Source organism: Edaphobacter paludis (assembly GCF_039993895.1).
GTDB classification, from domain to species: Bacteria; Acidobacteriota; Terriglobia; order Terriglobales; family Acidobacteriaceae; genus Edaphobacter; species Edaphobacter paludis.
On sequence record NZ_CP121194.1, the window covers coordinates 493,255 to 514,565 of the forward strand.

25 protein-coding genes are annotated in these 21,311 nt (G+C 57.8%); 18 read left to right on the plus strand and 7 right to left on the minus strand.

Annotated features, from left to right (window positions below; all coding sequences use genetic code 11):
• Window positions 1-141: 141 nt before the first annotated feature.
• The 4 genes from P4G45_RS01675 to rpmA all read left to right on the plus strand — a co-directional run bounded on the left by P4G45_RS01675 (window position 142) and on the right by rpmA (window position 3,626).
• Window positions 142-1,497, plus strand: coding sequence for an RDD family protein (locus P4G45_RS01675; RefSeq protein ID WP_348267966.1), 1,356 nt, complete (start codon window positions 142-144; stop codon window positions 1,495-1,497).
• A gap of 117 nt (window positions 1,498-1,614) precedes the next feature.
• On the plus strand, window positions 1,615-2,493 hold the full coding sequence (locus P4G45_RS01680) for a TIM barrel protein (protein ID WP_348267967.1): 879 nt from the start codon (window positions 1,615-1,617) through the stop codon (window positions 2,491-2,493).
• Window positions 2,494-2,953: 460 nt separating this feature from the next.
• On the plus strand, window positions 2,954-3,286 hold the full coding sequence (gene rplU, locus P4G45_RS01685) for a 50S ribosomal protein L21 (protein ID WP_348267968.1): 333 nt from the start codon (window positions 2,954-2,956) through the stop codon (window positions 3,284-3,286).
• 73 nt (window positions 3,287-3,359) lie between these two features.
• Window positions 3,360-3,626 (plus strand): 50S ribosomal protein L27, encoded by a 267-nt coding sequence (rpmA, locus tag P4G45_RS01690; RefSeq protein WP_121470553.1) that lies wholly within the window; start codon window positions 3,360-3,362, stop codon window positions 3,624-3,626.
• A gap of 58 nt (window positions 3,627-3,684) precedes the next feature.
• Here rpmA and P4G45_RS01695 read toward each other — a convergent pair whose 3' ends face one another.
• The 3 genes from P4G45_RS01695 to rpsU all read right to left on the minus strand — a co-directional run bounded on the left by P4G45_RS01695 (window position 3,685) and on the right by rpsU (window position 5,485).
• Complete coding sequence (locus P4G45_RS01695) at window positions 3,685-4,557, minus strand: MBL fold metallo-hydrolase (RefSeq protein ID WP_348267969.1); 873 nt, start codon at window positions 4,555-4,557, stop codon at window positions 3,685-3,687.
• Window positions 4,558-4,603: 46 nt separating this feature from the next.
• A complete protein-coding gene (locus tag P4G45_RS01700; RefSeq protein WP_348267970.1) occupies window positions 4,604-4,999 on the minus strand; it encodes a zinc-ribbon domain containing protein in 396 nt (131 codons plus the stop codon).
• A gap of 288 nt (window positions 5,000-5,287) precedes the next feature.
• Window positions 5,288-5,485, minus strand: a complete 198-nt coding sequence (gene rpsU, locus P4G45_RS01705) for a 30S ribosomal protein S21 (protein WP_014267628.1) — start codon at window positions 5,483-5,485, stop codon at window positions 5,288-5,290.
• Window positions 5,486-5,677: 192 nt separating this feature from the next.
• Between rpsU and iscX the strand changes: the two genes are divergently transcribed.
• From iscX to P4G45_RS01720, 3 genes are read left to right on the plus strand one after another with little or no spacing between them, the layout of a single operon-like run.
• Complete coding sequence (gene iscX, locus P4G45_RS01710) at window positions 5,678-5,893, plus strand: Fe-S cluster assembly protein IscX (RefSeq protein WP_348267971.1); 216 nt, start codon at window positions 5,678-5,680, stop codon at window positions 5,891-5,893.
• Between the two features lie 14 nt (window positions 5,894-5,907).
• On the plus strand, window positions 5,908-6,828 hold the full coding sequence (gene lipA, locus P4G45_RS01715) for a lipoyl synthase (protein WP_348267972.1): 921 nt from the start codon (window positions 5,908-5,910) through the stop codon (window positions 6,826-6,828).
• Between the two features lie 40 nt (window positions 6,829-6,868).
• The gene (locus P4G45_RS01720) at window positions 6,869-7,147 is read left to right on the plus strand and encodes a hypothetical protein (protein WP_348267973.1); all 279 of its coding nucleotides are present in this window, start codon (window positions 6,869-6,871) and stop codon (window positions 7,145-7,147) included.
• 33 nt (window positions 7,148-7,180) lie between these two features.
• Here the strand turns inward: P4G45_RS01720 and P4G45_RS01725 are convergent, their stop codons facing one another.
• On the minus strand, window positions 7,181-9,379 hold the full coding sequence (locus P4G45_RS01725) for a glycosyl hydrolase (RefSeq protein ID WP_348267974.1): 2,199 nt from the start codon (window positions 9,377-9,379) through the stop codon (window positions 7,181-7,183).
• A 249-nt stretch (window positions 9,380-9,628) separates the two neighbouring features.
• Here P4G45_RS01725 and P4G45_RS01730 point away from each other — a divergent pair, with 249 nt between their 5' ends.
• Entirely contained in the window at window positions 9,629-10,306 is a 678-nt protein-coding gene (locus tag P4G45_RS01730; RefSeq protein WP_348267975.1) for a DUF4339 domain-containing protein, read from the plus strand.
• On the plus strand, window positions 10,303-10,704 hold the full coding sequence (locus tag P4G45_RS01735) for a DUF2752 domain-containing protein (RefSeq protein WP_348267976.1): 402 nt from the start codon (window positions 10,303-10,305) through the stop codon (window positions 10,702-10,704). The genes P4G45_RS01730 and P4G45_RS01735 overlap by 4 nt, the downstream gene beginning before the upstream one ends.
• Before the next feature lie 66 nt (window positions 10,705-10,770).
• On the opposite strand, the gene P4G45_RS01740 is transcribed toward P4G45_RS01735, so the two are convergent.
• Window positions 10,771-11,313 carry a polymer-forming cytoskeletal protein gene (locus P4G45_RS01740; RefSeq protein WP_348267977.1) on the minus strand — a complete coding sequence of 181 codons (543 nt, stop codon included), beginning with the start codon at window positions 11,311-11,313 and terminating at the stop codon, window positions 10,771-10,773.
• A 300-nt stretch (window positions 11,314-11,613) separates the two neighbouring features.
• Between P4G45_RS01740 and P4G45_RS01745 the strand changes: the two genes are divergently transcribed.
• From P4G45_RS01745 to P4G45_RS01755, 3 genes are all read left to right on the plus strand, one after another.
• Complete coding sequence (locus P4G45_RS01745) at window positions 11,614-12,360, plus strand: hypothetical protein (RefSeq protein WP_348267978.1); 747 nt, start codon at window positions 11,614-11,616, stop codon at window positions 12,358-12,360.
• Between the two features lie 101 nt (window positions 12,361-12,461).
• A complete protein-coding gene (locus P4G45_RS01750) occupies window positions 12,462-12,656 on the plus strand; it encodes a YqaE/Pmp3 family membrane protein (protein WP_348267979.1) in 195 nt (64 codons plus the stop codon).
• 24 nt (window positions 12,657-12,680) lie between these two features.
• Window positions 12,681-13,352 carry a YdeI/OmpD-associated family protein gene (locus tag P4G45_RS01755; protein ID WP_348267980.1) on the plus strand — a complete coding sequence of 224 codons (672 nt, stop codon included), beginning with the start codon at window positions 12,681-12,683 and terminating at the stop codon, window positions 13,350-13,352.
• Between the two features lie 19 nt (window positions 13,353-13,371).
• Here P4G45_RS01755 and P4G45_RS01760 read toward each other — a convergent pair whose 3' ends face one another.
• Complete coding sequence (locus P4G45_RS01760; protein WP_348267981.1) at window positions 13,372-13,812, minus strand: CBS domain-containing protein; 441 nt, start codon at window positions 13,810-13,812, stop codon at window positions 13,372-13,374.
• A 105-nt stretch (window positions 13,813-13,917) separates the two neighbouring features.
• On the opposite strand from P4G45_RS01760, the gene P4G45_RS01765 reads away from it, so the two are divergent.
• The 5 genes from P4G45_RS01765 (at window position 13,918) to typA (ending at window position 17,895) form a co-directional block, all read left to right on the plus strand.
• Entirely contained in the window at window positions 13,918-14,505 is a 588-nt protein-coding gene (locus P4G45_RS01765) for a formylmethanofuran dehydrogenase subunit E family protein (RefSeq protein ID WP_348267982.1), read from the plus strand.
• Window positions 14,506-14,589: 84 nt separating this feature from the next.
• Window positions 14,590-15,144, plus strand: a complete 555-nt coding sequence (locus P4G45_RS01770) for an inorganic diphosphatase (protein WP_348267983.1) — start codon at window positions 14,590-14,592, stop codon at window positions 15,142-15,144.
• A 24-nt stretch (window positions 15,145-15,168) separates the two neighbouring features.
• Complete coding sequence (locus P4G45_RS01775) at window positions 15,169-15,510, plus strand: hypothetical protein (protein ID WP_348267984.1); 342 nt, start codon at window positions 15,169-15,171, stop codon at window positions 15,508-15,510.
• 9 nt (window positions 15,511-15,519) lie between these two features.
• Complete coding sequence (locus P4G45_RS01780; protein ID WP_348267985.1) at window positions 15,520-15,939, plus strand: DUF3147 family protein; 420 nt, start codon at window positions 15,520-15,522, stop codon at window positions 15,937-15,939.
• A gap of 123 nt (window positions 15,940-16,062) precedes the next feature.
• Window positions 16,063-17,895: a translational GTPase TypA gene (gene typA, locus P4G45_RS01785; protein ID WP_348267986.1), complete on the plus strand. Its 1,833-nt coding sequence runs from the start codon at window positions 16,063-16,065 to the stop codon at window positions 17,893-17,895.
• Window positions 17,896-17,964: 69 nt separating this feature from the next.
• Here the strand turns inward: typA and P4G45_RS01790 are convergent, their stop codons facing one another.
• Complete coding sequence (locus tag P4G45_RS01790) at window positions 17,965-18,579, minus strand: superoxide dismutase (RefSeq protein WP_348267987.1); 615 nt, start codon at window positions 18,577-18,579, stop codon at window positions 17,965-17,967.
• Window positions 18,580-18,776: 197 nt separating this feature from the next.
• Between P4G45_RS01790 and P4G45_RS01795 the strand changes: the two genes are divergently transcribed.
• A complete protein-coding gene (locus P4G45_RS01795; protein WP_348267988.1) occupies window positions 18,777-21,245 on the plus strand; it encodes a glycoside hydrolase family 15 protein in 2,469 nt (822 codons plus the stop codon).
• Window positions 21,246-21,311: the final 66 nt, after the last annotated feature.

Consider the following 21,311-nt stretch of genomic DNA (forward strand, 5'->3'; position numbering starts at 1 on the left):
CTTAAGCGACGGCAGAATACGCCAGAGCAGTCGGCTTCGCTTATTGGCCCTCATCTCTCGTTCGCTGGTTTCGAAACTTGTTGGACGCACCACTCTCTGAGGCTAAACGATTTCACGGAAGCGGGTTTAGGTTTGAGCACAATGAGCTCTGCACAGCTTGACATACAGCCACTGGACGAAGCCGCCCCGGAACTCGAGGCAACCGGTACGCCTTTTGCCCTCAAGCAGCAGGTGGCCGAACGTCTCGCTGCTCACCGCGCCCGCCACACCCAGCAATCCGCCGCACCCGCATCGCCCGCAGCCCACCCCACCGCGGCAAAACCCCGCGCCGCCCGCATCGCCGCCGCTGTAGCCGAGCGCTACGCCCACTCCCAAAGCTACCGTGCCTTCCTCGCCGCCGAGGCCGAACGCGCAATTCAAGAGGCCCACGCCGCCGCCGAAGTCGCTGCCCGCAGCGCCCAGGCCATCGCCGATGCGCAAAATGAACTGCTCGCCGAACTCGACCAATGGGAACTCACGGCCCCAACTCCGGCCTTAGGGCCGATGGCCGTTATCGAGAACAATGTTGCACCCGAGCCTCCAACGCAGGTTTCCAGTGCCGGCCTCACCGTCCGACTCTACGAAGACAGCACTCACTCCATCCCTGAGCCCTTCATTGGCCGCTACCAGCATCATCATCAAAGCCCCTTCGAGGAGATCGAAGAAGACGAGCGCCTCGCTCTCGAAGATGAGATCGCCTTCCGCCAGTCGCCCACATTTGAAGACCCGATAGCTCCGGTAGAGATTCCCGCCAACCTCATCGAGTTTCCCCGCCAGCTTGTCGCCCCTCGCCGCGCCCGTCCCCGCATCGCCGAGGGTCCCCTCCGCGACGAAGCCGAACATCCTCATGACCCTACGCAACTGCGCATCTTCGAGGTCGAGCCGACCCAGTTCTCCACCGCACCCGCAGCCGAGTCCGCCGAATCCATCATCCCCGAGTGGTCCTCCATCCTGCTCAGCGCTCGTCCTGCGTCCACCTATGCCGAGACGGAGAGCGCCAATCTCCCTTTCAACCCTGTCGTTCCCATTCACACCGCATCGCTCAGTCTCCGCCTGATGGCGGCTCTCGTCGACGGCTGCATCCTCCTCGCTGCCTTCCTCAGCTTCGCCGCGGTCTTCGCCCTAACCCTCGACAAGCTGTCCGGAGCGCCAGTCATCGGCACCATCACCCTTCAGACCGCCGCCATCGGCACCGCAGGCGTCCTGGCAATTCTGGCGCTTCTCTACCAGGCCGTCTTTTTCACCTTCTCCGAGGCCACCCCGGGAATGCGTTACGCCCGTATCGCCTTCTGCACCCTCAACGACGAAAACCCCACCCGTGCCGCCATGCGCCGCCGCATCTTCGCCGCAGTCCTTTCTGCCTGCCCTCTGGGCATCGGCTTCCTCTGGGCATGGCTCGACGACGACGGCTTAGGCTGGCATGACCGCATCTCCCGGATCTACCAGCGCAGCTACTAGCCCAAACAACCCATAAACCGAGTGCCTCATGTCCTGCTTTTGGAACATGGGCTTTGTGCTATCCAAGCGGCGGTCCGGTAAACTCCTCCCAACCGCCTATCAGGTCTCAGGAGCGTTATGAACCGTCGTAAGTTCGGCAAATTGATTGCCGCAACCGCATTGCAGGGAACTCTCCTTCGCGCGGAAGCCCAAATAGCGGCACCCTCGGCGTCGGCACCCAGATTTTCCTGCGAGATTGGCATGCTGAAGCTCCCCTCCTTCGATCGTTGCATCGAAGTAGTCGCCGAGGCGGGTTATCAAGGGGTAGAGCTGACTGGCTATTTCCAGGAGTGGACGCCAGAGGAGCAACGCCGCCTCATGGCGAAGATGCGTTCGTTGGGCGTGATGATCGACATGTTGAGCGGTCTTCAGGCCAGCTTTGCCATTCCCAACCAGGCGGAGGAGTTTGTGACAAAAGTGCGGGAACATTGCCATGTTGCCAACGGGCTGGGGTGTCCGCAGATCAACATCAAATCCGGCAAACGGCTCGAAGGTGTGGCTCCGGAGGCGCAGATGGCGGCCGCTGTAGACAACCTCAAACGGGCTTCCGACGTTGCCGCCGAGAACGGGATCAATATTGTGATCGAACCAATCGATCTGATCGAAAATCCCACGATTTTCCTTACATCGGTGCAGGAAGGATTCGAGATCGTGCGCGCAGTCAACAGCCCCAACGTCAAGGTGCTGTACGACTTCTACCATGAGCAACGAGCCGGGGGAAACCTGATCGAAAAACTCGAAAAAAACATCGAGTGGGTCGGTCTGGTCCACATCGCCGACGTTCCTGGACGGCATGAGCCGGGAACGGGCGAGATCGACTACACAAATATCTACCGCGCCCTGGGAAGGTTGCACTATAACCGCTTCATCGGGATGGAGTACAGCCCAACCACCGATCCCGTCGCCTCGCTTCGCAAGTCGAGAATGGAAGCACAGCAAGCGATGGCCTCGGTTTAGAGCAGAATGCCCGTTAGTGTAGAGTTTTTTCCTGCTCTGCCAAAGGCCGGAGTGCAGTCCAAAGACACAACGCCAGACCTATTGCCTTTGCTTCTCGCCCGCATACCTACAGACATTCAAAAACATTAGCAAAGCGCTTGGCAACAATCTGCATGCGCAACCTTCTCTAACTTGATTGAATCGTAAGGATTTACGTGACGGGCCTGCCCGTGGGAACGAAGGGGTTTCAGAAAGCGAACGTCATCCCCGTTGACCCTCCCCAAAGAACGCGATACACTTCTTAAGTTTGGCGCTGTAACTCGTGTGTCTCGATTCTGGGTTACAGGGACGACCGGCTTGAGTCTGCAATATTGCGACGATTCAGCCAGTTGGCTTGATGCAGTGCTCCTGTATTCGCCCCATGCAGCACAATCTATGTGAAGAAGCGCCAGCGTTCCAACGCACGCTTGAGGTTTTAGCTATGTACGCAGTCATCCGCACAGGCGGCAAGCAGTACCGGGTTGCCCCAGGCGACAAATTGAAGATTGAAACCACCGCCCACGAAAACGGCACCGTAGAATTTTCCGACATCGTCGCAATCAGCGGCGAAGCAGGGAAGTTCGAGTCCGAGCTGTCTGGAGCGAAGGTTCTCGCCTCCGTCCTCGGCGAAGGCCGTGGCGACAAGATCCTCGTCTTCAAGCTAAAGCGCAAGAAGCAGTACAAGAAGATGCAGGGCCACCGCCAGAATTTCGTGGAAGTCAAAATCAACGAGATTCAGTTCAACGGTAAAAGCTTCAAAGAAGAAGCAAAATAAGCAGCTCACCCAGTTGCTCACAGTTCAGATTTCATGCGCGAATGCCTGAGGGCCGCGCGAAAGAGGCAATGCAATGGCACATAAAAAAGGCTTAGGCTCTTCTAAAAACGGCCGCGACTCAAACGCACAACGGCTCGGCGTTAAGCGCTTCGGCGGCGAAACCGTCACTGGCGGCTCCATCCTCGTCCGCCAGCGTGGAACACCGCTCAAGCCCGGCGCAAACGTAGGCCGCGGTAAGGACGACACCCTCTTTGCCAAGATCGACGGCGTGGTCCGCTTTCAGGACCGCGGCCAGATCGGTCGTTTCGTATCGGTCGATCCTATCGCCGTCTCGGCATAGCAATTCGGCAGCAATAGAAAGCCCTGCTTTGGCAGGGCTTTTCCGCGTTCCTCCGACATTATTCTGTCGCAACGACCACCGGCTTGCCCTTCTCATTCAGCCCGATCCGCGCCATCGGCGTCCGATGGTCATGCGTAAACAGGACCAGCCACTTCTCCGGGATCGCCCGCTGATAGAACCGCTTCCGCTGGACGATAGTCTCCAGCGGATCGAGGTCGTAGCCCATCACCCAGGTAATATCCAGGTGGGCGCTGGTTGGGATCAGGTCTGAGATGTAGCACGCATGCCCTGTCCCCGACTCGATGTGGACACCCATCATCTGCGCGGTGTGGCCCGGAAAAAGTTCAACGCGAACCCCCGGACAGATCAGCATGTCGTGGCCATCGATTAGCGTCATCTGTCCAGACTCGATAAGCGGGTCGTAATTCGGCGAAAGATAGCTCACACGGTCACGCTCCAGTTGAAGGTGTCCATGTTCCACCTCGCCACGATGCGCAAAATACCGCGCGTTCGGAAACGTCGGCGTCACCGAGCCATCTGCCTGAAGAGTCGTGTTCCAGCCGCAATGGTCGAAGTGAAGATGGGTATTGACGACAAAGTCCACTTCTTCGACCGTGATTCCAGCCGCCGCGAGTGAAGCAGGTAGAAGCTCCTGGTTTTCATAGATCTCGCGCAGCTTCGCCGGCTGTTTGTTGCCGATCCCTGTCTCGATCACGACCGTATGTTTACCAGTCCGCACGACGACAGTGTTCAGCCCAAGCTGAATGCAGTTCCGCTCATCAGCAGCAACCCGTTTCTGCCAGAGCATCTTGGGCACAACGCCAAACATAGCCCCGCCGTCGAGTTTGTACGTTCCATCCGTGCAAACCGTCAGCTCAAAGTCGCCAACCTGCGTTCGCGCCCGTACCAGATCAACATCAGCCGTCTGCATAAATGTCCTCTCATTCCATCGTAATGGGAGGAACGGCTGTTTGCAGTTAGGCAGACGGAGCGGAAGTCCCGGGGTCCGCGTTGGCGGGTCGCGCCTCAGAGGCTGCAGCAATAAGATCCGCAGTCATTGCCGAGGCAGGCTGCTTACGCTGAAAACATTGACGACAAAGCACAGGCCGCCCTTGTGTCGGCTTGAAAGGAACAGTTGTCTCCACGCCACACTCTGAGCATTGAGTGCGTGTTTCGGTACGTGCCAGTACGGCCGAAGAAGGACTTGCGCCTGGGCGCAAGGACGCGACACCCGCCCGCTTGAATTTGCAGGGTTTACAGCGCTTGGGGTCGTTCTTGAATTGTTTGTCGAAGAAGAAGAGTTGTTCGCCGGCGGTGAAGATGAATTCACCACCACAATCTGCGCATGTCAAAAGTCTATCTACGAATTCCATAGCCGCTTCTCCCGTCTTGCGGAAAAAGGGTGAATACCCGTAGGCAGGGGTTATTGCGAGGCCAACGGGCGCTCAACCTTGTTCATAATCTTTCCTTGCAGGATGTATAGGGGCCCGTGCTTCGAGTTTTGAACGAATTGATGTTTTCCGGTCACGGTGAGCCGCTGCGCAGGTTCTCTCTGCCGGAGTACCAGTCCAATGGCGGGAGTCCATCTTCTGGTGGTTGTGGTTTCAGGTGGCCGTCCGCAGCTTGAGAGTTGGGACGGCCTGACCTAGTTTAGGGAGCGATTAATCCTGCTCCTTGCGGACCTTCTTGCGATTGCGCTTGCGTGCGAGCGCTTCTTTTACGCGCTTCTTTTCACCTGGTTTCAGATAAAAGGAGTGACGCTTGACTTCCTTGATAATGTCTTCGGTCTGCACCTTGCGCTTAAAGCGGCGCAGAGCATTTTCAAGGGGTTCGCCTTCTTGTACTCGAACCTCTGCCAAGAAAAATACACCTCCAAACAGTCCCGGATTGGGAAATATATCCCGGGTGGGATACATATATATACCAGAATACCCTAATTTGGAAATTTATTTATAGAGAGGTTGAGAACCTTATATGGCGGACAGATCGAATATTGATTCGTAGTGAGACCATATAGCAGCCCCGTAAAATGGAAACAGGAGATAGAGACCATGGCTCGTGAGATTGAATGGACAGATTCGGAAGAGATTGGAATTCAATTGCAGGAGAAGTTTCCGGATACCGATCCTTATACTGTTCGGTTTACCGACCTGCACCGCTATGTGACCGAGCTGCCCGGGTTTGCCGGAGACCCGGCAAAGTCGAATGAGGGCATTCTGGAGGCCATTCAGAAGGCCTGGCACGAGGAGTATGAGGACGCGAAGTAGATACAATGGAAGGGATGACTCCAACTGCTGAGCTGGTGCAGATTGATTTGTCGCCGCGGAAGCCAGCACGGAAGCCAGAATGGCTGAAGGCCAAGGCCCCCGTGGGCGAAACCTTTCATGCGCTGAAAAAGATGGCGCGTGAGCTGAATCTGCACACGGTCTGTGAGAGCGCGCAGTGCCCGAATATTGGCGAGTGTTGGAACCAGAAGGCCGCTACCTTCATGATGTTGGGAAACCTGTGCACACGGCGGTGCGGGTTTTGCGCTGTGCCCAAGGGCAAGCCGGAGCCCATTGATTTCGACGAGCCCCGCCGGGTGGCTTATGCGGTAGCGCAGTTGGGCCTCGCTCATGCCGTAATTACCAGCGTGAATCGGGATGACGACAACATAGGCGCTGCGCGGGCGTTTGTGAAGGTGATCGAAGAGATCCGGTTGCAGGCTGTGGGGTGCAGGGTCGAGGTGCTGACCCCGGACTTTCAAGGGGTCGAAGAGGCGCTGCGGCTGGTAGTCGCGGCCAGGCCGGAGATTCTGAACCACAATATCGAGACTGTTCCGCGTCTGTATCGCGTGGCCAAGAGCGGTGGCCGGTATGAGCGCTCCCTGGGCTTTCTGGAGAAGGCCAAGGCGATTGCAGCCGAGACGGGCGAAACCCTTGTGACCAAGACAGGCATCATCGTCGGCATGGGTGAAGAGATGCACGAGTTGCTGGCTGTATTCCGCGATCTGGCCGACCGCAAGGTGGATATTCTCACGATTGGACAATACCTGCGGCCTTCGCGGGATCATCTGGTGATGTCCCGGTACTACACGCCGGAGGAGTTCGCATTCCTGAAGCATGAGGCGTTGGGGATGGGCTTTCGGCATGTGGAAAGCGGGCCGCTGGTGCGGTCGAGCTACCACGCGCACGAGCAGGCGCAGAGTACCGGGTTAGCATAGGCGATCGGCGCGATGACGAATACTTGCCAACGGAGGATAAATGCCTCCCTTCTCTGAAGTGACGCGGGTTGAAGCCGCGATTAAAAACAAGAGTGCCAAAGATCTGGAATGGGCTGTGTGGTATTGCCGAATGCGGCAGGCAATCCCTTCTGCGCGTCCCGCAGACCTGAAGTATTGGGGCGGGATGGAGGAGAAGGTTCAGGCGGCGATGGCAAAGCCGATTGAAGCGAAACAGTATCCAGCGCGGAAGAAGAAGCCGATCCGGGGACTGGGATCAGGGCCGATGGGCCCGGATTCCAAGGACGTAGCTGAAGAATGAGACTCCATCTCAAAAGATGGAGTTTTTCGCAGCTTATCGCACCATCAACACCCGGGTCTCATAGGGCTTCAGCTTCAACTGCACTGACATTGTGCCTTCGCCGCGCGTAGAAGCCACTGACGAAACCGCACCGGTCGAAGGGTCCCATTCCTCCACCAGTTGCCCGTCGTTGCGAAAGGTGACGGAGTCGGAGGTCGGCGTCAGGCCCTCATTGAAGAAAAGGTAGACATCCGAGTCCTTCAGACGACGCTTCATGCATCGCAACGACGCGTCCGGTGAATTCAACCACAAATCAGGTTCACTCACCGCAGCCTTTACCGCCTGCAGAATCGCTGGAGCGACTATCTGCGGAGCCGGAGGAGCAGATGGAGGATAGGCTGGCGGAGTTGGCGTTGCAGACAATTGTGCTGAAGTCTCCACCGATGCCCAGGAGAAGTCGGCAGCGGTAGTTGCCCGCGCATCGAGGATTGTTCGTCCTGAGATCAGCCCCGGTGTTCGGCCTAGAAACAGCACCTTACCGCCGTCCGCCGCGAAAGCCCGCAGCCGGCCCAGCGCCGCCTTTGAGAGCACCGCGGCACCCGGCAGAATCACCGTGCGGTACTGGTTGCCGCTCATCGTGTCGAGTGTCCCGTGGCCAGCCTTCAGATCCGTTGCGAGTGCGTCCTCGTTCACGATGTCGAAGTCGATCTGGTGCTCCGAGAGCAGCCGTTCGGTCGAAACGAAGGCAGCGTCAGAAGCGGCATCACCCAGCCACATCGAACTGGAAGGGATGAAGAGCGCCACGGAAGCTGCCGGCTCGCCCATCGACAGCAGATAGCTCATGCGCCGCACGTACGTCAGCAGCGACGGATAAGCCGGGTCCTTCATGTATCCCGACAGCGGATGTCCGCCCGTGCTGGCAGGGAAGTACATCGTCTCCACGAGGTTCACGCCACGCACAAACTGCTCGTTCAAGATGTAACGAGCCATGGTCACGTCGGGGGCGGGGCGGTAGGCCGCGAAGCTCTCCGTAAACGCGCGCGGATGTCCGTACACATGGGCCGCCGATGCAGCCAGCCGTGGGAAGTCTGAGACCGTATCCGTCCAGATCTGATGCCAGATTGTATCGATGCCCGGCACCTCCACGTACTTCATATCGCGCATGAACTCGCCTTCACTACGCGTCAACTGCATCTCCATCTCTTCGTGGTTCAAATGCACCTGATACTCCAGGTGGTTCTCCGCGCACCACTCTCCCTGCGGCTTGAAGAAGCCATAGCGAAACATCTGTGAGAACACGTCATAGTAGTCGGCCTTCGCACGCTTCTGCTTTTCCGTCATCGCCGCGCCTTTCGGCAACAGAAACGTCGCGACATAGGGCCGAATGTCATACCCCTTCAACTGCTCAAACTGCGTGAAGAACTTCGGTGTCCAGGGTAGTCCAGCGATGGAGTAGTCGGGCTCGTCTCCTCGGAATCCCATAATTGTCTTGCCGAACTCATCGCCGACGGCCTTCTTGTACTGTTCATGCGTGAATTCGAGATATTGCTGCGTAGCTGCCGGGTCCATGTAGTCTTCGAGCGACTGCGAGCCATCTTTCTTGCGCTCAGGATTCGTATCCGACCGCGTCGGCGAGGTTCTGAACTGATGCTCAACCACCATCACCGTCCAATTGCCCGCAGGTGCAGTCCAGGCAATGGTGCCATTTGCAAAGGGAACAGTTACGGTTGCGCCGTCGGCTGAATTGATCGCCGTGACCGCAACCGTATCCGGCCCTACCGCCAGTTTCACCACATCGCCGCCACGGGCGGGAATCCTCTGCGCGACCTCCAGGGCCTGCATTCGCAGCGCTGGTTTCAGTTGCGTAAACTTGCCGCCGGCAAATCCGCTCGGATACCCGGCGTCATCCACAATCCACACCCGCATGTCGCGCGTCTTCGCTTCCTGCACGAACATGCGGAAGAACTTGAAGTACTTCGGCGACAGATAGGCGAACGGCATCCCGAACCCGGCCTGCACCGTCACTGCGCGATAGCCTAGCGACTTCATCGTATCCAGATCGCGCTTGATCACCGTCTGGTCCACCGCGCCATTGAGTCCGTAGTACGGCTCCGGCCCGTACTCGGATGGCGGATTGACCCACGCCTGCTGCACGCGGGCCGCTGTGGGCATCTGTATCTTCTGCCAGGGCTGTTGGGCCAGTGCGCCCATCGAAACAAAAGAAGCCAGTGCACCTACAAACATCTTCTTCATGAACTGTTCCTGTCTTTTCATTCCCGAGGGCAGAGGCATCCACTGCCAAAATTTGATAAAACCCGCCCAGCAAAATTTATACAGTGTTGGGGTGATAGCTGGAAACTATTTCATTTGCGGAATTCTCTCGCGGACGTGCTCATTCAAGAAGGCATTATGGGGAAGTCGTATTGTGCGGAAGCGCACTCCGTGTTTTCATCTCACTACGCATCCGTGCGCAACATGAGTCACCGACAGGAGCGCTCCGCTATGCAATATCAGGTGTCACGCAATGGCCAGATGTACGGCCCCTATACTCTCGAAGATCTTCAGCGTTACGTGGCCTCCGGGCACATACTGTATACCGACCTTGCTAAAGGCGAGGACATGTCGGAGTGGCTGCCGGTCTCACAGATTCTCGGTGCAACGTCCCCCGGTGCTGCACCGGCGTATGCGGCGCCCACGGCCTACGCGCAGCCACCTGCCAGCGCGTATCCCGATGCCCCGGATCTCAACTGGGCGCTCGAACTTCTGCTCGGTTTTCTTACCTGCGCTCTCTTTGTCATTGCGTGGAACCTGGTCATCGCCTCGTGGGCCAAGCGAGTTCAGCCTACCAGCAAAGCGCTGACGTACTACATCATTGCCACCGTGCTGATCGTGCTCAACTTCGGCGGCTCCTACGGCGGAGTACTCGCGGCCATGCACCATCAACCGCACCACCAGAGCATCTTCGGTGGCTTCATCGCTATTGCCACCTGGGTCATTCGGCTGATCGCCCGATTTACGCTGCGCGACACGCTCGAGCAGCACTACAACGGCCCTGAGCCTCTCGGCCTGCGCCTCAGCGCCGTCATGACGTTCTTCTTCGGCGGCATTTATTTCCAGTACAAACTCAACCGCATTAACGAGATTAAGGAAACTCTGCGTTACCGGAACGCAGGACGATGACTGCCAACGGTCGTAGCCGTATCGCAGATACATTGCGTGCGGCTACGCCTCTGGTCATCATCGCATTGGCCTCAGTGATTCTTCTGCGTTTCCCGCCTGAGCAATATTCGTTCTATCCCCAGTGCCCCATTTATCGCTACCTTCATATTGAGTGTCCCGGCTGCGGAACCACCCGCGCTCTCGCCGCACTTCTCCATGGCCACATTCTTGAAGCTTTTCGTCTCAACGCGCTCATCACGTCCCTCATGCCGCCAGCAGCAATCTACGCTGTTCTCTGCTACTGCCGTTTCCTTCAGGGCAAAACCTTGCGCCTGCCGCATCTGCCCTCGGCAGCGGTCTATGCAGCTCTGGCTGTTGCCGCGGCCTTTATGGTCGTCCGCAATCTACCGCATATCTAGATTGAGTAGCAGACGCAAAACAGCCCCGGCAAACGCCGAGGCCGCTTTGACAAATCACGGAAGAGTTTAAGCGTTTGCTGTTACAGGCTCTTGGGTGGATACAGGGCTTGTCGCCGTGCCGCCCTTCAGGTCTGTACCGCCTGGCTTGCGGATGTCGATGCCGCCCTTGAAGAACGCGCCATCCTCGATTGAAATTCGGGCTGCAATTACGTCGCCCGTAAGCGAACCTTCACTGCGAATGTCCACGCGATCGCTCGCCTGGCAGTTACCGCGTACTTTGCCGAGGACCACAACTTCGCGGGCAACGATGTTTGCAGCGACCTGTCCATTGCGGCCGACGGTCACGCGATTGCCCGGCAGATTGATGGCTCCTTCGACCTTGCCGTCGATGTACAGCGACTCAGAACCAGACAACTCTCCTTTGACAATGAGGGACTTGCCAATCGTCGCCTGCTCGCCCGTCGGCACCGCCGAAGCGGGGGTCGCGCTGCCTACACTCGCCTGCCGCGTTGGGCTGGCCTCGTAATTATTCGGGCTCGTCGCCGGCGCTGGACGTACTGGTTCGGGAGTTGAAGGGTTGGGGCTTCCAGGCTGATTCGGTTTCCACATATGTCTCTCTATCCTTTCGTACTGCTTAAATATTCCCGCCGCGGGCTATCGAACGCGCTACCACGACGGCAGCACGCATTCATTCCACGATACTACTCTGGAATTCCATTGCATAACGTGGCCATCCACAATGAAATCCACAGTTTTTGCGCCCTTTTCAGTGTTCCGGGAGGTTCTTCCCGGCTTCTCGCTACTTTCTTCCGGACATCTGCCCATTTATTCCACTCCCCAAAAGTGTTATCTGCTTTCTGATCCCAAGGGCGTGGAAAACCGCGCCAGCTAAATTAGCATGGCAACACTTTGAAATTATCCATTTTTCGATGGTTGTCGCTCGCAGACCTGATTCTGGGTTTTTCTTGTCGGCGTAGATATCTCCTTACCCTTTTTCTGGCGTTGTTCACGCTTCAGACGGCACAGCTTCTCGCCGCGCCCAAGGTTCACACGGTCACCCTCGGTCCCAATCGGCGCGTCCCCTACGTGCCCGCCGACGCCACACCCGAAACCAAGTCCGACGAATCATCTACCCTGCGCGTTCGTGCTCTGTACGTAGACGACCGCCAGAAGGAGTGGACGACCGGCGAGATTCACGACGTCACCGATCGCACCTTTACTGTCCGCCGCGCCCTGCGTCTCAACGATGCCCTCCCCACCGACTCCGCTCCTCACTGGGTCTGGGAGCCCGGTCCCTGGCTGATGGCCGACCGCACCACCGGCCACATCACAGCCCTGCATCTGCCGGATTTTGACTCCGCTGTCTCGAACGTGGTGTGGTTTCGCGACTACGCCGCCTATTGTGGCGTCTCGGCCACAGCAAAGGGAGGCCTGTTCGCCATCGTCGCGCAACTGGGAGCCCGCCGCGCCGTGGTTCAGAAACAGATCGGAAAATGGCCTCAAACCAATCACTTCATCCCGGTCTGCCAGCCCGCCAAATGGCAGCGCCTCCCGATGCGGGTAACCATCCAGCCCACCAGCGGCGAAGCTACCACCTACGACGTGCTCGGGTCTTCCTCCCTGATTGAAGAGGGTGACAACGCCGACGAGAACTAGTCGAGAACTAAACGTCTAACAAATGCGTATCTCTCGGCGGTAACATTGCTGTAGCTCCGCCTCTGCCGCAGGAGGAGCAGAACCAGACGAAAGGCCTGCCCGTGAGACTTGTCATTGCATTCTTCTTCCCCTGGTTGACCTTCTTTACGATTGGCCGCCCGCTCGCTGGAGTCATCTGCCTGCTCCTCCAGATCACTGTACTCGGCTGGATTCCGGCCACGATCTGGGCGGTCTACGCGCTCAGTCAGTACAAGACCGATCAGAAGATCCATCGGGCACTCAGCCGGCAATATTAAATTCCTGCGGAGCGGCACAGTCCTATGAGCGCAAGCAAGAAGTTTCGCGGTCTGCTCGAGCCTTACAGCAAGCTCAACTGGACGATCGTCAAGCTGCCCTTCGATGCGACGAAAGCATGGAGGACGCGCAACCGACTTCGCGTCAAAGGCACCATCAACGGCTTCGCCTTCCGCACCTCGCTCTTTGGCTCCGCGCAGGACGGCTACTTCTTGCTGGTCAATAAACAGATGCAGAAAGGCGCAGACACAGGGGTTGGCAACATGGCCGAGATCGCCCTCGAGCCTGACTTAGAAGAGCGCGCCACGACTGCGCCGCCCGAGTTAGCCCGCTTCCTCAAACAACACGCTGCACTCAAAAAGTGGTATGAGCAGTTAAGCCCCTCTGCCCACGCCGATATCGCCCGTCTCATCAGCGGCCCCAAAAGCCCCGAAGCCCGCCTCCACCGCGCCGAACAGACAGCCGAGCGCATGATGCTGGCCATGGAAGGTGAACGCGAACTTCCACCCATCCTGCAGATGCAGTTCACGCGCTACCCCCAGGCGCGCGCAGGATGGGATGCAATGACGCCCGTCCAGCGGCGCGGCCATCTGCTTGGCATCTTCTACTATCAAAGCCCTGAGTCCCGCGAAAAACGTGCTCGCAAGGCCGTGGACGAAGCCCTCGCTGTATCGCGAGCCCAAGTACGTCAGGCTTAGGTAAATCCTTGAGTGCGCTTTACTGCGAGATATAAGCCTCAAGATGCCGGATCCTCTCCTCCTGCTCCGAGATCACGCAGTTCACCAGATCGCCGATCGAGATCATCCCCACCACCGCGCCGCCATGCACCACCGGAAGATGCCGGATGCGATGGTCCGTAACCATGCGCATGCAATCTCCGACGGTATGCTGCAAAGACACCGAGATTACCGGGCTGGTCATAATTTCTGCGACAGCCGTTTCCTTCGAAGACCTCTCCTGCAAGATCACCTTTCGCGCATAATCGCGCTCCGAGATGATGCCGACCAACGCTCCGTTGTCCATCACCAGCAGCGCGCCCACGCCTTTCTCCGCCATCAACACGATGGCCTCATACACGGAAGCGTCCGGCCTCGTGGACCAGACCTCCCCTGCCTTCTGCTTCAGCACAGCGCCAATGGTCGTCCTTAATTCACTCATAGGCAGCCTCGGGCCTCGGATAATACCCCTGCTGCCATGATGTATGCAAGATGGTGCTCTTTACTGCCTTTTGCCGATCAGGGCCGGCCCGCCTATCATTACTGTATGCAGACCTTTGAGGTCCTTCTCCGCGAGGCCGAAGTTGCTCATGGCCATCTCTGCGCCGGACAAATCCTCGGCGTCCGCATGGCCATGCTCGGCTGCAAGCGGTTGGGCATCGACGATCCAAAGGGTGCCGACCGCAAACGTCTCGTCACCTTCGTCGAGATCGACCGCTGTGCTACGGACGCCATTGGGGTCGTTACGGGTTGCCGACTCGGCAAGCGCGCCCTCAAGTTTCGCGACTGGGGCAAGATGGCCGCCACCTTTCTCGATCTTCAGACTGATGGAGCGATCCGCATCGCCGCACTTGAATCTTCAAAACAGCGAGCCCGCGACCTCTATCCGCAGATCGAAGACAAGAATCGGCAGCAGATGCTCGCCTACCACGACCTTCCCGACGAAGAGCTCTTCTCCGAGCAACTGGTCCACGTCCCGATGCATGCCCGTGAACTTCCTGGGTACAAATCCGCTCGCATTGCCTGTGCCCTTTGCGGGGAAGGCATCAACTACGACCGGCAGATCGAACGTGACGGACAGGTTCTCTGCCAGGGATGCGCCCATCCCGAAGCTCGCTACTATCAGCTCTTATAGCGCAGGCCAATCAAGCAACCTTTCCTCTCCGCATCCCCTCTTCTTTAAACAGTATTTACATTCTGTTCATATTGGGGAGGGAACGTGAGTAAACACAGTTCTACTGCGAAAGCACTTTCCGACCCGACTCAGCTTAGGGCAATCGACAAAAAGGACGGACTTCTTCAGGTCATCATCGAAACCCCCAAGAACAGCCGTAACAAGTATGCGTTCGATGTGGAACAGCGAATCTTCTCGCTTAAAAGTGTTCTCCCCGCTGGTATGGCGTTTCCTTATGACTTTGGCTTTCTTCCATCCACGCTTGCCGGAGATGGCGATCCGATCGATGTCCTTGTTCTGATGGACGAACCGGCTTTTCCCGGCTGTCTGCTTCGCGCCCGCCTCATCGGCGTGATCGAAGGGGAACAGCTCGATGGGAAAAAGCGCATCCGCAACGACCGGCTCGTCGCCATTGCCGAAGCCAACCACTCCTACACGAATGTTAAGCGCCTCAAAGATCTCCCTCTCCAATTCGTGAAAGAGCTCGAGATCTTCTTCGTCAATTACCACCAGCTCGAAGGCAAGCAATACAAACTGCTGGGCTGCAAAGGCTCCGCCGCTGCCCAGACACTGATCAAACAGGCACAGAAAGCCGCCTGATATGTGGCATGTCCGGCCCTGCCTATGACCGACCTCCTTCTCCGCTTCCTCTTCGGCGGCATCATTATCAGCGCCTTCGCTGCTTTAGGCGACATCTTCCGGCCCAAATCTTTCGCCGGTCTCTTCGGGGCAGCGCCCTCCCTCGCGCTCGCAACTCTTGGTCTCACCATTGCTCATAGCGGGCGGACGTACGCTGCGATCGAAGCTCGTTCCATGATTCTGGGGGCCATTGCTTTTTTCGTTTACGCATCGGCTGCAAGTTTTGTACTGATGCGTTATAAACCACCGGCGGTCGCGGTTACGTTTGCTCTTCTTCCGGTGTGGCTGGGAACGGCTGTCGCTCTGTGGGCAATCCTGCTGAAGTAATAAATTTCCATGAAAATCGAAGCCGACCTCTCCGCTCTCAAGACCGTCAAGCCGCATGAATATGCAGTCCGTTTTTTCTTTGGCGGTCTGGTAACGGTGCTTGCCGGTCTCATCGCAAAACATTACGGCCCTGTCGTCGGGGGCCTCTTTCTTGCTTTTCCGGCCATCTTTCCGGCGAGTGCCACGCTGATTGAAAAACATGAGAAGCAGAAGAAGCAACGGGCCGGTCTTGACGGTACCCGCCGGGGCAGGGAAGCGGCTTCCGTAGATGCTGCAGGAGCGTCGCTTGGTGCCATCGGATTGATCGCTTTTGCGGTCATTCTGTGGCGATACCTGCCCTCTCCTCCGGCGTGGCTGGTGCTGGTCATCGGGGCGATTGCGTGGCTGGCCCTCTCCATCCTGCTTTGGGTGCTCCGCAAGCTCTTTTGACCGGACTTTGACCTGGACATCTCGGCCTGGTGCCCTTTTCGCCCTCCACTGCGGTAAACTAATAGTGACCCGCATTTCTACCCTTCGCCCATCCCCAGGCGCACAGACAGGACATACAAAGCAGTGAGCACCTCTACCGCAGTTGCCGTTAAGCCCATCTTCAATATCGCCATCATTGCCCACGTCGACCATGGCAAGACCACCCTCGTCGATGCCATGCTTCGCCAGTCCGGCACCTTCCGCTCCAACGAAGCCGTCACCGACCGCGTCATGGACTCGAACGATCTTGAAAGAGAGCGCGGCATTACCATTCTTGCCAAGAACACCGCTCTCTACTATCACGACAACAAGATCAACATCGTCGATACACCAGGCCACGCCGACTTCGGCGGAGAAGTCGAACGCGCTCTCAAGATGGTCGACGGCGTCGTCCTTCTCGTCGATGCTTCCGAAGGCCCCCTGCCGCAGACGCGCTACGTGCTCTCCAAAGCCCTCGAAGCCGGTCTTACCCCGATGGTCGTCATCAACAAGATCGACCGCCCCGACGCCCGCCCCCAGGAAGTTTTGAACGAGGTCTACGACCTTTTCATCGACCTCGATGCCGACGAGTCCGTACTCGACTTTCCCGTGCTCTACACCAACGGCAAGCTTGGCACCGCGACCACCGATCCCGCCATCCCGGGTACCGACCTTCAGCCCCTCTTCGAACAGATCATCAAGACGATTCCCGTCTCCAAGGGCGATCCCGAAGGCACTCTTCAGATCCTCGTCACTAACCTCGACTACTCCGACTACCTCGGTCGCCTCGCCATCGCGCGAGTCTTCAATGGCACCATGCGCACCGGCCAGGAATACAGCGTCGCGAAGATCGACGGTACGTTCACAAAGCACAAGATCACCAAGCTCTTCAGCTTCTCCGGCCTCAAGCGCACCGACATCGAAGAGACCCAGGTAGGCGATATCGTCGCCATTGCCGGCATCCCGGGTATCTTCATCGGTGAGTCCTTCTGCGATGTCGAAAACCCGCAGCCGCTGCCGCAGATCATCATCGATGAGCCGACGATCGCCATCCAGTTCAACGTCAACAACTCGCCTTTTGCTGGCCGTGAAGGCAAGTTCGTTACCTCGCGCAACCTCCGCGACCGACTCGAAAAAGAACTGCTCACCAACGTCTCCCTCAAAATGCAGGACACCGGTTCGCCGGACTCCTTCAAGGTGCTGGGTCGCGGTGAACTTCAACTCGGAATCCTTATCGAGATGATGCGTCGCGAGGGCTTCGAGCTCATGGCCAGCCGCCCTGAGATCGTCACTAAGCGCATTGACGACCAAGTGATGGAACCGGTTGAGCAGCTTTCCATCGACGTGCCGGAGAGCTTTGTCGGCACCGTCATTGAACGCCTCGGACCCAGAAAAGGTGAGATGACCAAGATGGTCAATCACGGCTCGGGTCGTGTGCGCATGGAATTCCGCATCCCTTCGCGCGGCCTCATCGGACTCCGGTCTGAAATGCTAACGGAGACCCGTGGAACCATCATCATGAACTCCATTCTTGATGGGTACATCGCCTACCAGGGCGAGATTCCGCAGCGTCAGTCCGGCGCGCTGATCTCCGACCGGCAGGGAAGCACCACGGCCTACGCTCTCGAAGGATTGCAGGACCGCGGCATCCTCTTCGTCGGCGATGGCGTGGAGGTCTACGAGGGAATGATCGTCGGCGAGCACAGCCGCGACAACGACCTCGACGTCAACTGCGTGCGCGAGAAGAAGCTCTCGAACATGCGCGCCTCTGGTTCGGACGACGCCGTCCGTCTCGTTCCATTCAAGAACCTCACCCTCGAACAGTGCATCGAGTTCATCGCCGACGATGAACTCGTAGAGGTCACTCCCAAGTCACTCCGCATGCGCAAGAAGGTCCTGCAGGCAAATCGTCGCCCACGCAAGAGCTCTGGCGAGTAAACATCTCGGTCTACCAGACAAAAGAAATGGCTTCCCGAGGGAAGCCATTTCTTTTGCAATCAAACGAGCTTACTTCTGCTTAGCTGTCTCAAAGCGCTTGTTCACTTCGTCCCAGTTCACCGTGTTCCACCACGCGGCGAGGTAGTCCGGGCGCTTGTTTTGGTACTTAAGATAGTAGGCGTGCTCCCAGACATCATTGCCCAGAATCGGGTAGTGCCCCTGAGAAAGGGGGCTGTCCTGGTTCGGTGTGGTGACAACCTTCAGTTTGCCGCCATCGAAGACCAGCCAACCCCATCCCGATCCGAACTGCTTCGCCGTCGTTTCGTTGAACTGCTTCTTGAAGTCCTCGAATGAGCCAAAGTCCGCCTTGATCTGAGCAGCGATCGCGCCGGTCGGTTCACCGCCGCCCTTTGGCTTCATGATCTGCCAGAACATGGTGTGATTGACGTGTCCGCCGCCGTTGTTTCTCACGACAGTGCGTACATCTTCGGGAACGCTGGCGAGGTCCTTCAGTAACTCCTCAGGAGTCTTCTTGCCCAACTCCGGGTGCTTTTCTACCGCGCCATTCAGGTTCGTCACATATGCCTGATGATGCTTGTCATGGTGCAGCTTCATCGTCGCTTCGTCGATGTATGGCTCAAGCGCCGCATAGTCATAGGGCAAAGGGGGTAGTTCGTAGGCCACGGTTGTTCTCCTGTCGCTCTTGTTTCGGCCAGGCTCGGTCACACACTGGCGGGTTCATAGTGTTTGGATGCCGTCGGGACAGCTTACGATGCCATCGGCGATCCACTCGACCCTCGAATCATATCGCATACACTCCATTCATCTTCCATTCACCACTGCGCGTCACCATTACCCAGGTTTTAGAGTCTAATAATGCAATGAGCGATCTCGCCGCCGCCTACCGCTGGCTCGACGATCAGGGAGCTGCATTTGGTTCTCCCGGTCTCGAGCCTCGCTGGACCTCTAGCCAAAAGGCTGCCGTCTCCACTGCCTATTCGGCCGCCAGCCGTATCTGGTTCACCGTCTCCCACGGCATTCTCAACGAGATTTACTATCCCACCATCGATCGCCCGCAGACCCGCGACATGGAGCTGATCTTCACCGACGGCGAGACCTTCTGTCACGAAGAGAAGCGCGACTTCGACTACAAGCTGGACTATGTTCACCCCAACGCTCCTGCCATCCGCGTTGTCGCTCCGGATCCTACGGCCCGCTACACCGTTACCAAGGAGTTCATCAGCGAGCCTCACCGCCCCGCCGTCCTGATGCATGTCAAGATCACGGGCGACGAGCAGATCCTCGCTCGCCTCAAGTGCTACGCCCTGCTTGCTCCCCATCTCAATGGCGGGGGAGCGGGCAACTCCGGACGATCCGTCGAAGTGGCGGGCCAGCGCTGTCTGCTTGCCTGGAAGGGCAATCTCTCGCTCGCCATGGGCGTCAGTTGCGGATTCACGCGGTCTTCCTGCGGCTATGTTGGTGCCAGCGACGGCTATCAGGACCTCGCTACCGACATGACGATGGACTGGGAGTTCGGCCAGGCCCTCGAGGGCAACATCGCCATCATGGGAGAGATCGACGTCACGTGTAGTCGGGAATTTACCGTTGCGATTGGATTAGGCGACGGCCATCACGCAGCGCTGGCCTGCATGATGCAGACGCTCGCTACTCCCTATGAATCTCATCGCGAGCGGTTCATCGAGCAATGGATGCGCGTCGACTCGCCCAAGCTGATTGCTGCTTCTTCAACCGATGACGGTAGACTCGCCAATATCAGCCACAACGTCATTCTTACCCACGAAGACAAGACCTATTCGGGAGCTTTCATCGCCTCCGCCTCTATCCCATGGGGAGCTTCCAAGGGTGACTCTGATCTCGGCGGCTACCATCTCGTGTGGACGCGCGACATGGTTCAGTCGGCGACCGCCCTGCTTGCCTGCGGAGACACCGAGACCGCTCTCCGTGCCTTGGTCTATCTTGCCTGCACGCAGCGCACCGACGGCAGCTTCGCCCAGAACTTCTGGATCGACGGAGTGCCGTACTGGTCTGGCATTCAGCTTGACGAGGTGGCCTTTCCCATCATCCTCGCGTGGCGCTTGTGGAAGCTCGATGGTCTTGGTAACTTCGATATCTTTCCTCTGGTCGAACGTGCCGCCGCTTTCCTGGTCTGCTACGCCCCGGTGACGCAGCAGGAACGCTGGGAGGAGACTGCAGGCTACTCTCCCTCCACCCTTGCAGCGGTGATCTCCGGTCTTATCTGCGCAGCCGATATCGCCCGCGCCAGAGAGTCGGACGAACTCGCTTCATTTTTCGAAAGTTATGCCGATTGGATCGAAGCACATCTCGACGAGTGGACGACCACAACCGAGGGCGTCCTCGATCCCAAGATTAAGTGTCACTACATGCGGATACGACCACCAGCTCCCGGCGAGCCCTTCTACAACGATCAGATCGCGCCCGGTCACATCCATATTGCGAATCGAGGGTCTGACGAAAAGCAGGTCTTCGAGGCCCGCGAGATCATCGATGCGGGTTTTCTGGAATTGGTGCGCTATGGCATCCGCCGCGCAGAGGACCCGCTCATCGTCGACTCACTCAAAGTGGTCGACGCTGTTCTCAAGATCGAAACACCCTTTGGCCCCTGCTGGCGCCGCTACAATCACGACGGCTACGGGCAGAGGAAGGACGGCGGACCCTATGAGGGCTGGGGACAGGGCCGCGCATGGCCACTGCTCACCGGCGAACGAGCACATTACGAGCTTGCCGCCGGACGCACCGTCGCGCCGCTGATCTCGGCATTCGAGAAGTTCAGCTCAAGCGGAGGTATGCTTCCCGAACAGATCTGGGATCGCGCCGATCTCCCGTCTGAAGGCATGTACTTCGGCAAGTCCGCCGGGTCCGCCCAGCCGCTAGTCTGGGCGCATTCGGAGTACATCAAGCTGCTCCGTTCCGCCACCGACGGCCATATCTTCGACCGCATCTCCGCCGTCGAAGAGCGCTACGCGGTCCCCCCTGCAAAACGTTCTTTCACCAGCCAGATCGAGATCTTCCAGGCCGCCCGACCTGTCTCGTCCATTCCGGGGGGACTTACACTCAGGATTGTGGATAAAGGCCGTTTCCGGGTTGTTTATACCTTCGACAACTGGGTCACGGTCCAGCATCTGGACTCCCATAGCCTGGGTCCCATTGGCTACTACGCCGATATTCCTACGGAAGCCGGGCAGATAGGAAAGATCATCTTCACGCTTTGCTGGCCTAACTACGGCCAGGAGCCTAACCAGCCCGACCGATGGCTAGGAAAAAACCTCGAAGTTTCGATTATGGCGCTGACTTCTACCGACAAATCTTGATGATGCGCCTAGGCCCCGCCCGGCTTGCTACACTGTTATTGAACGACCAAAAATCATTGCACAGCA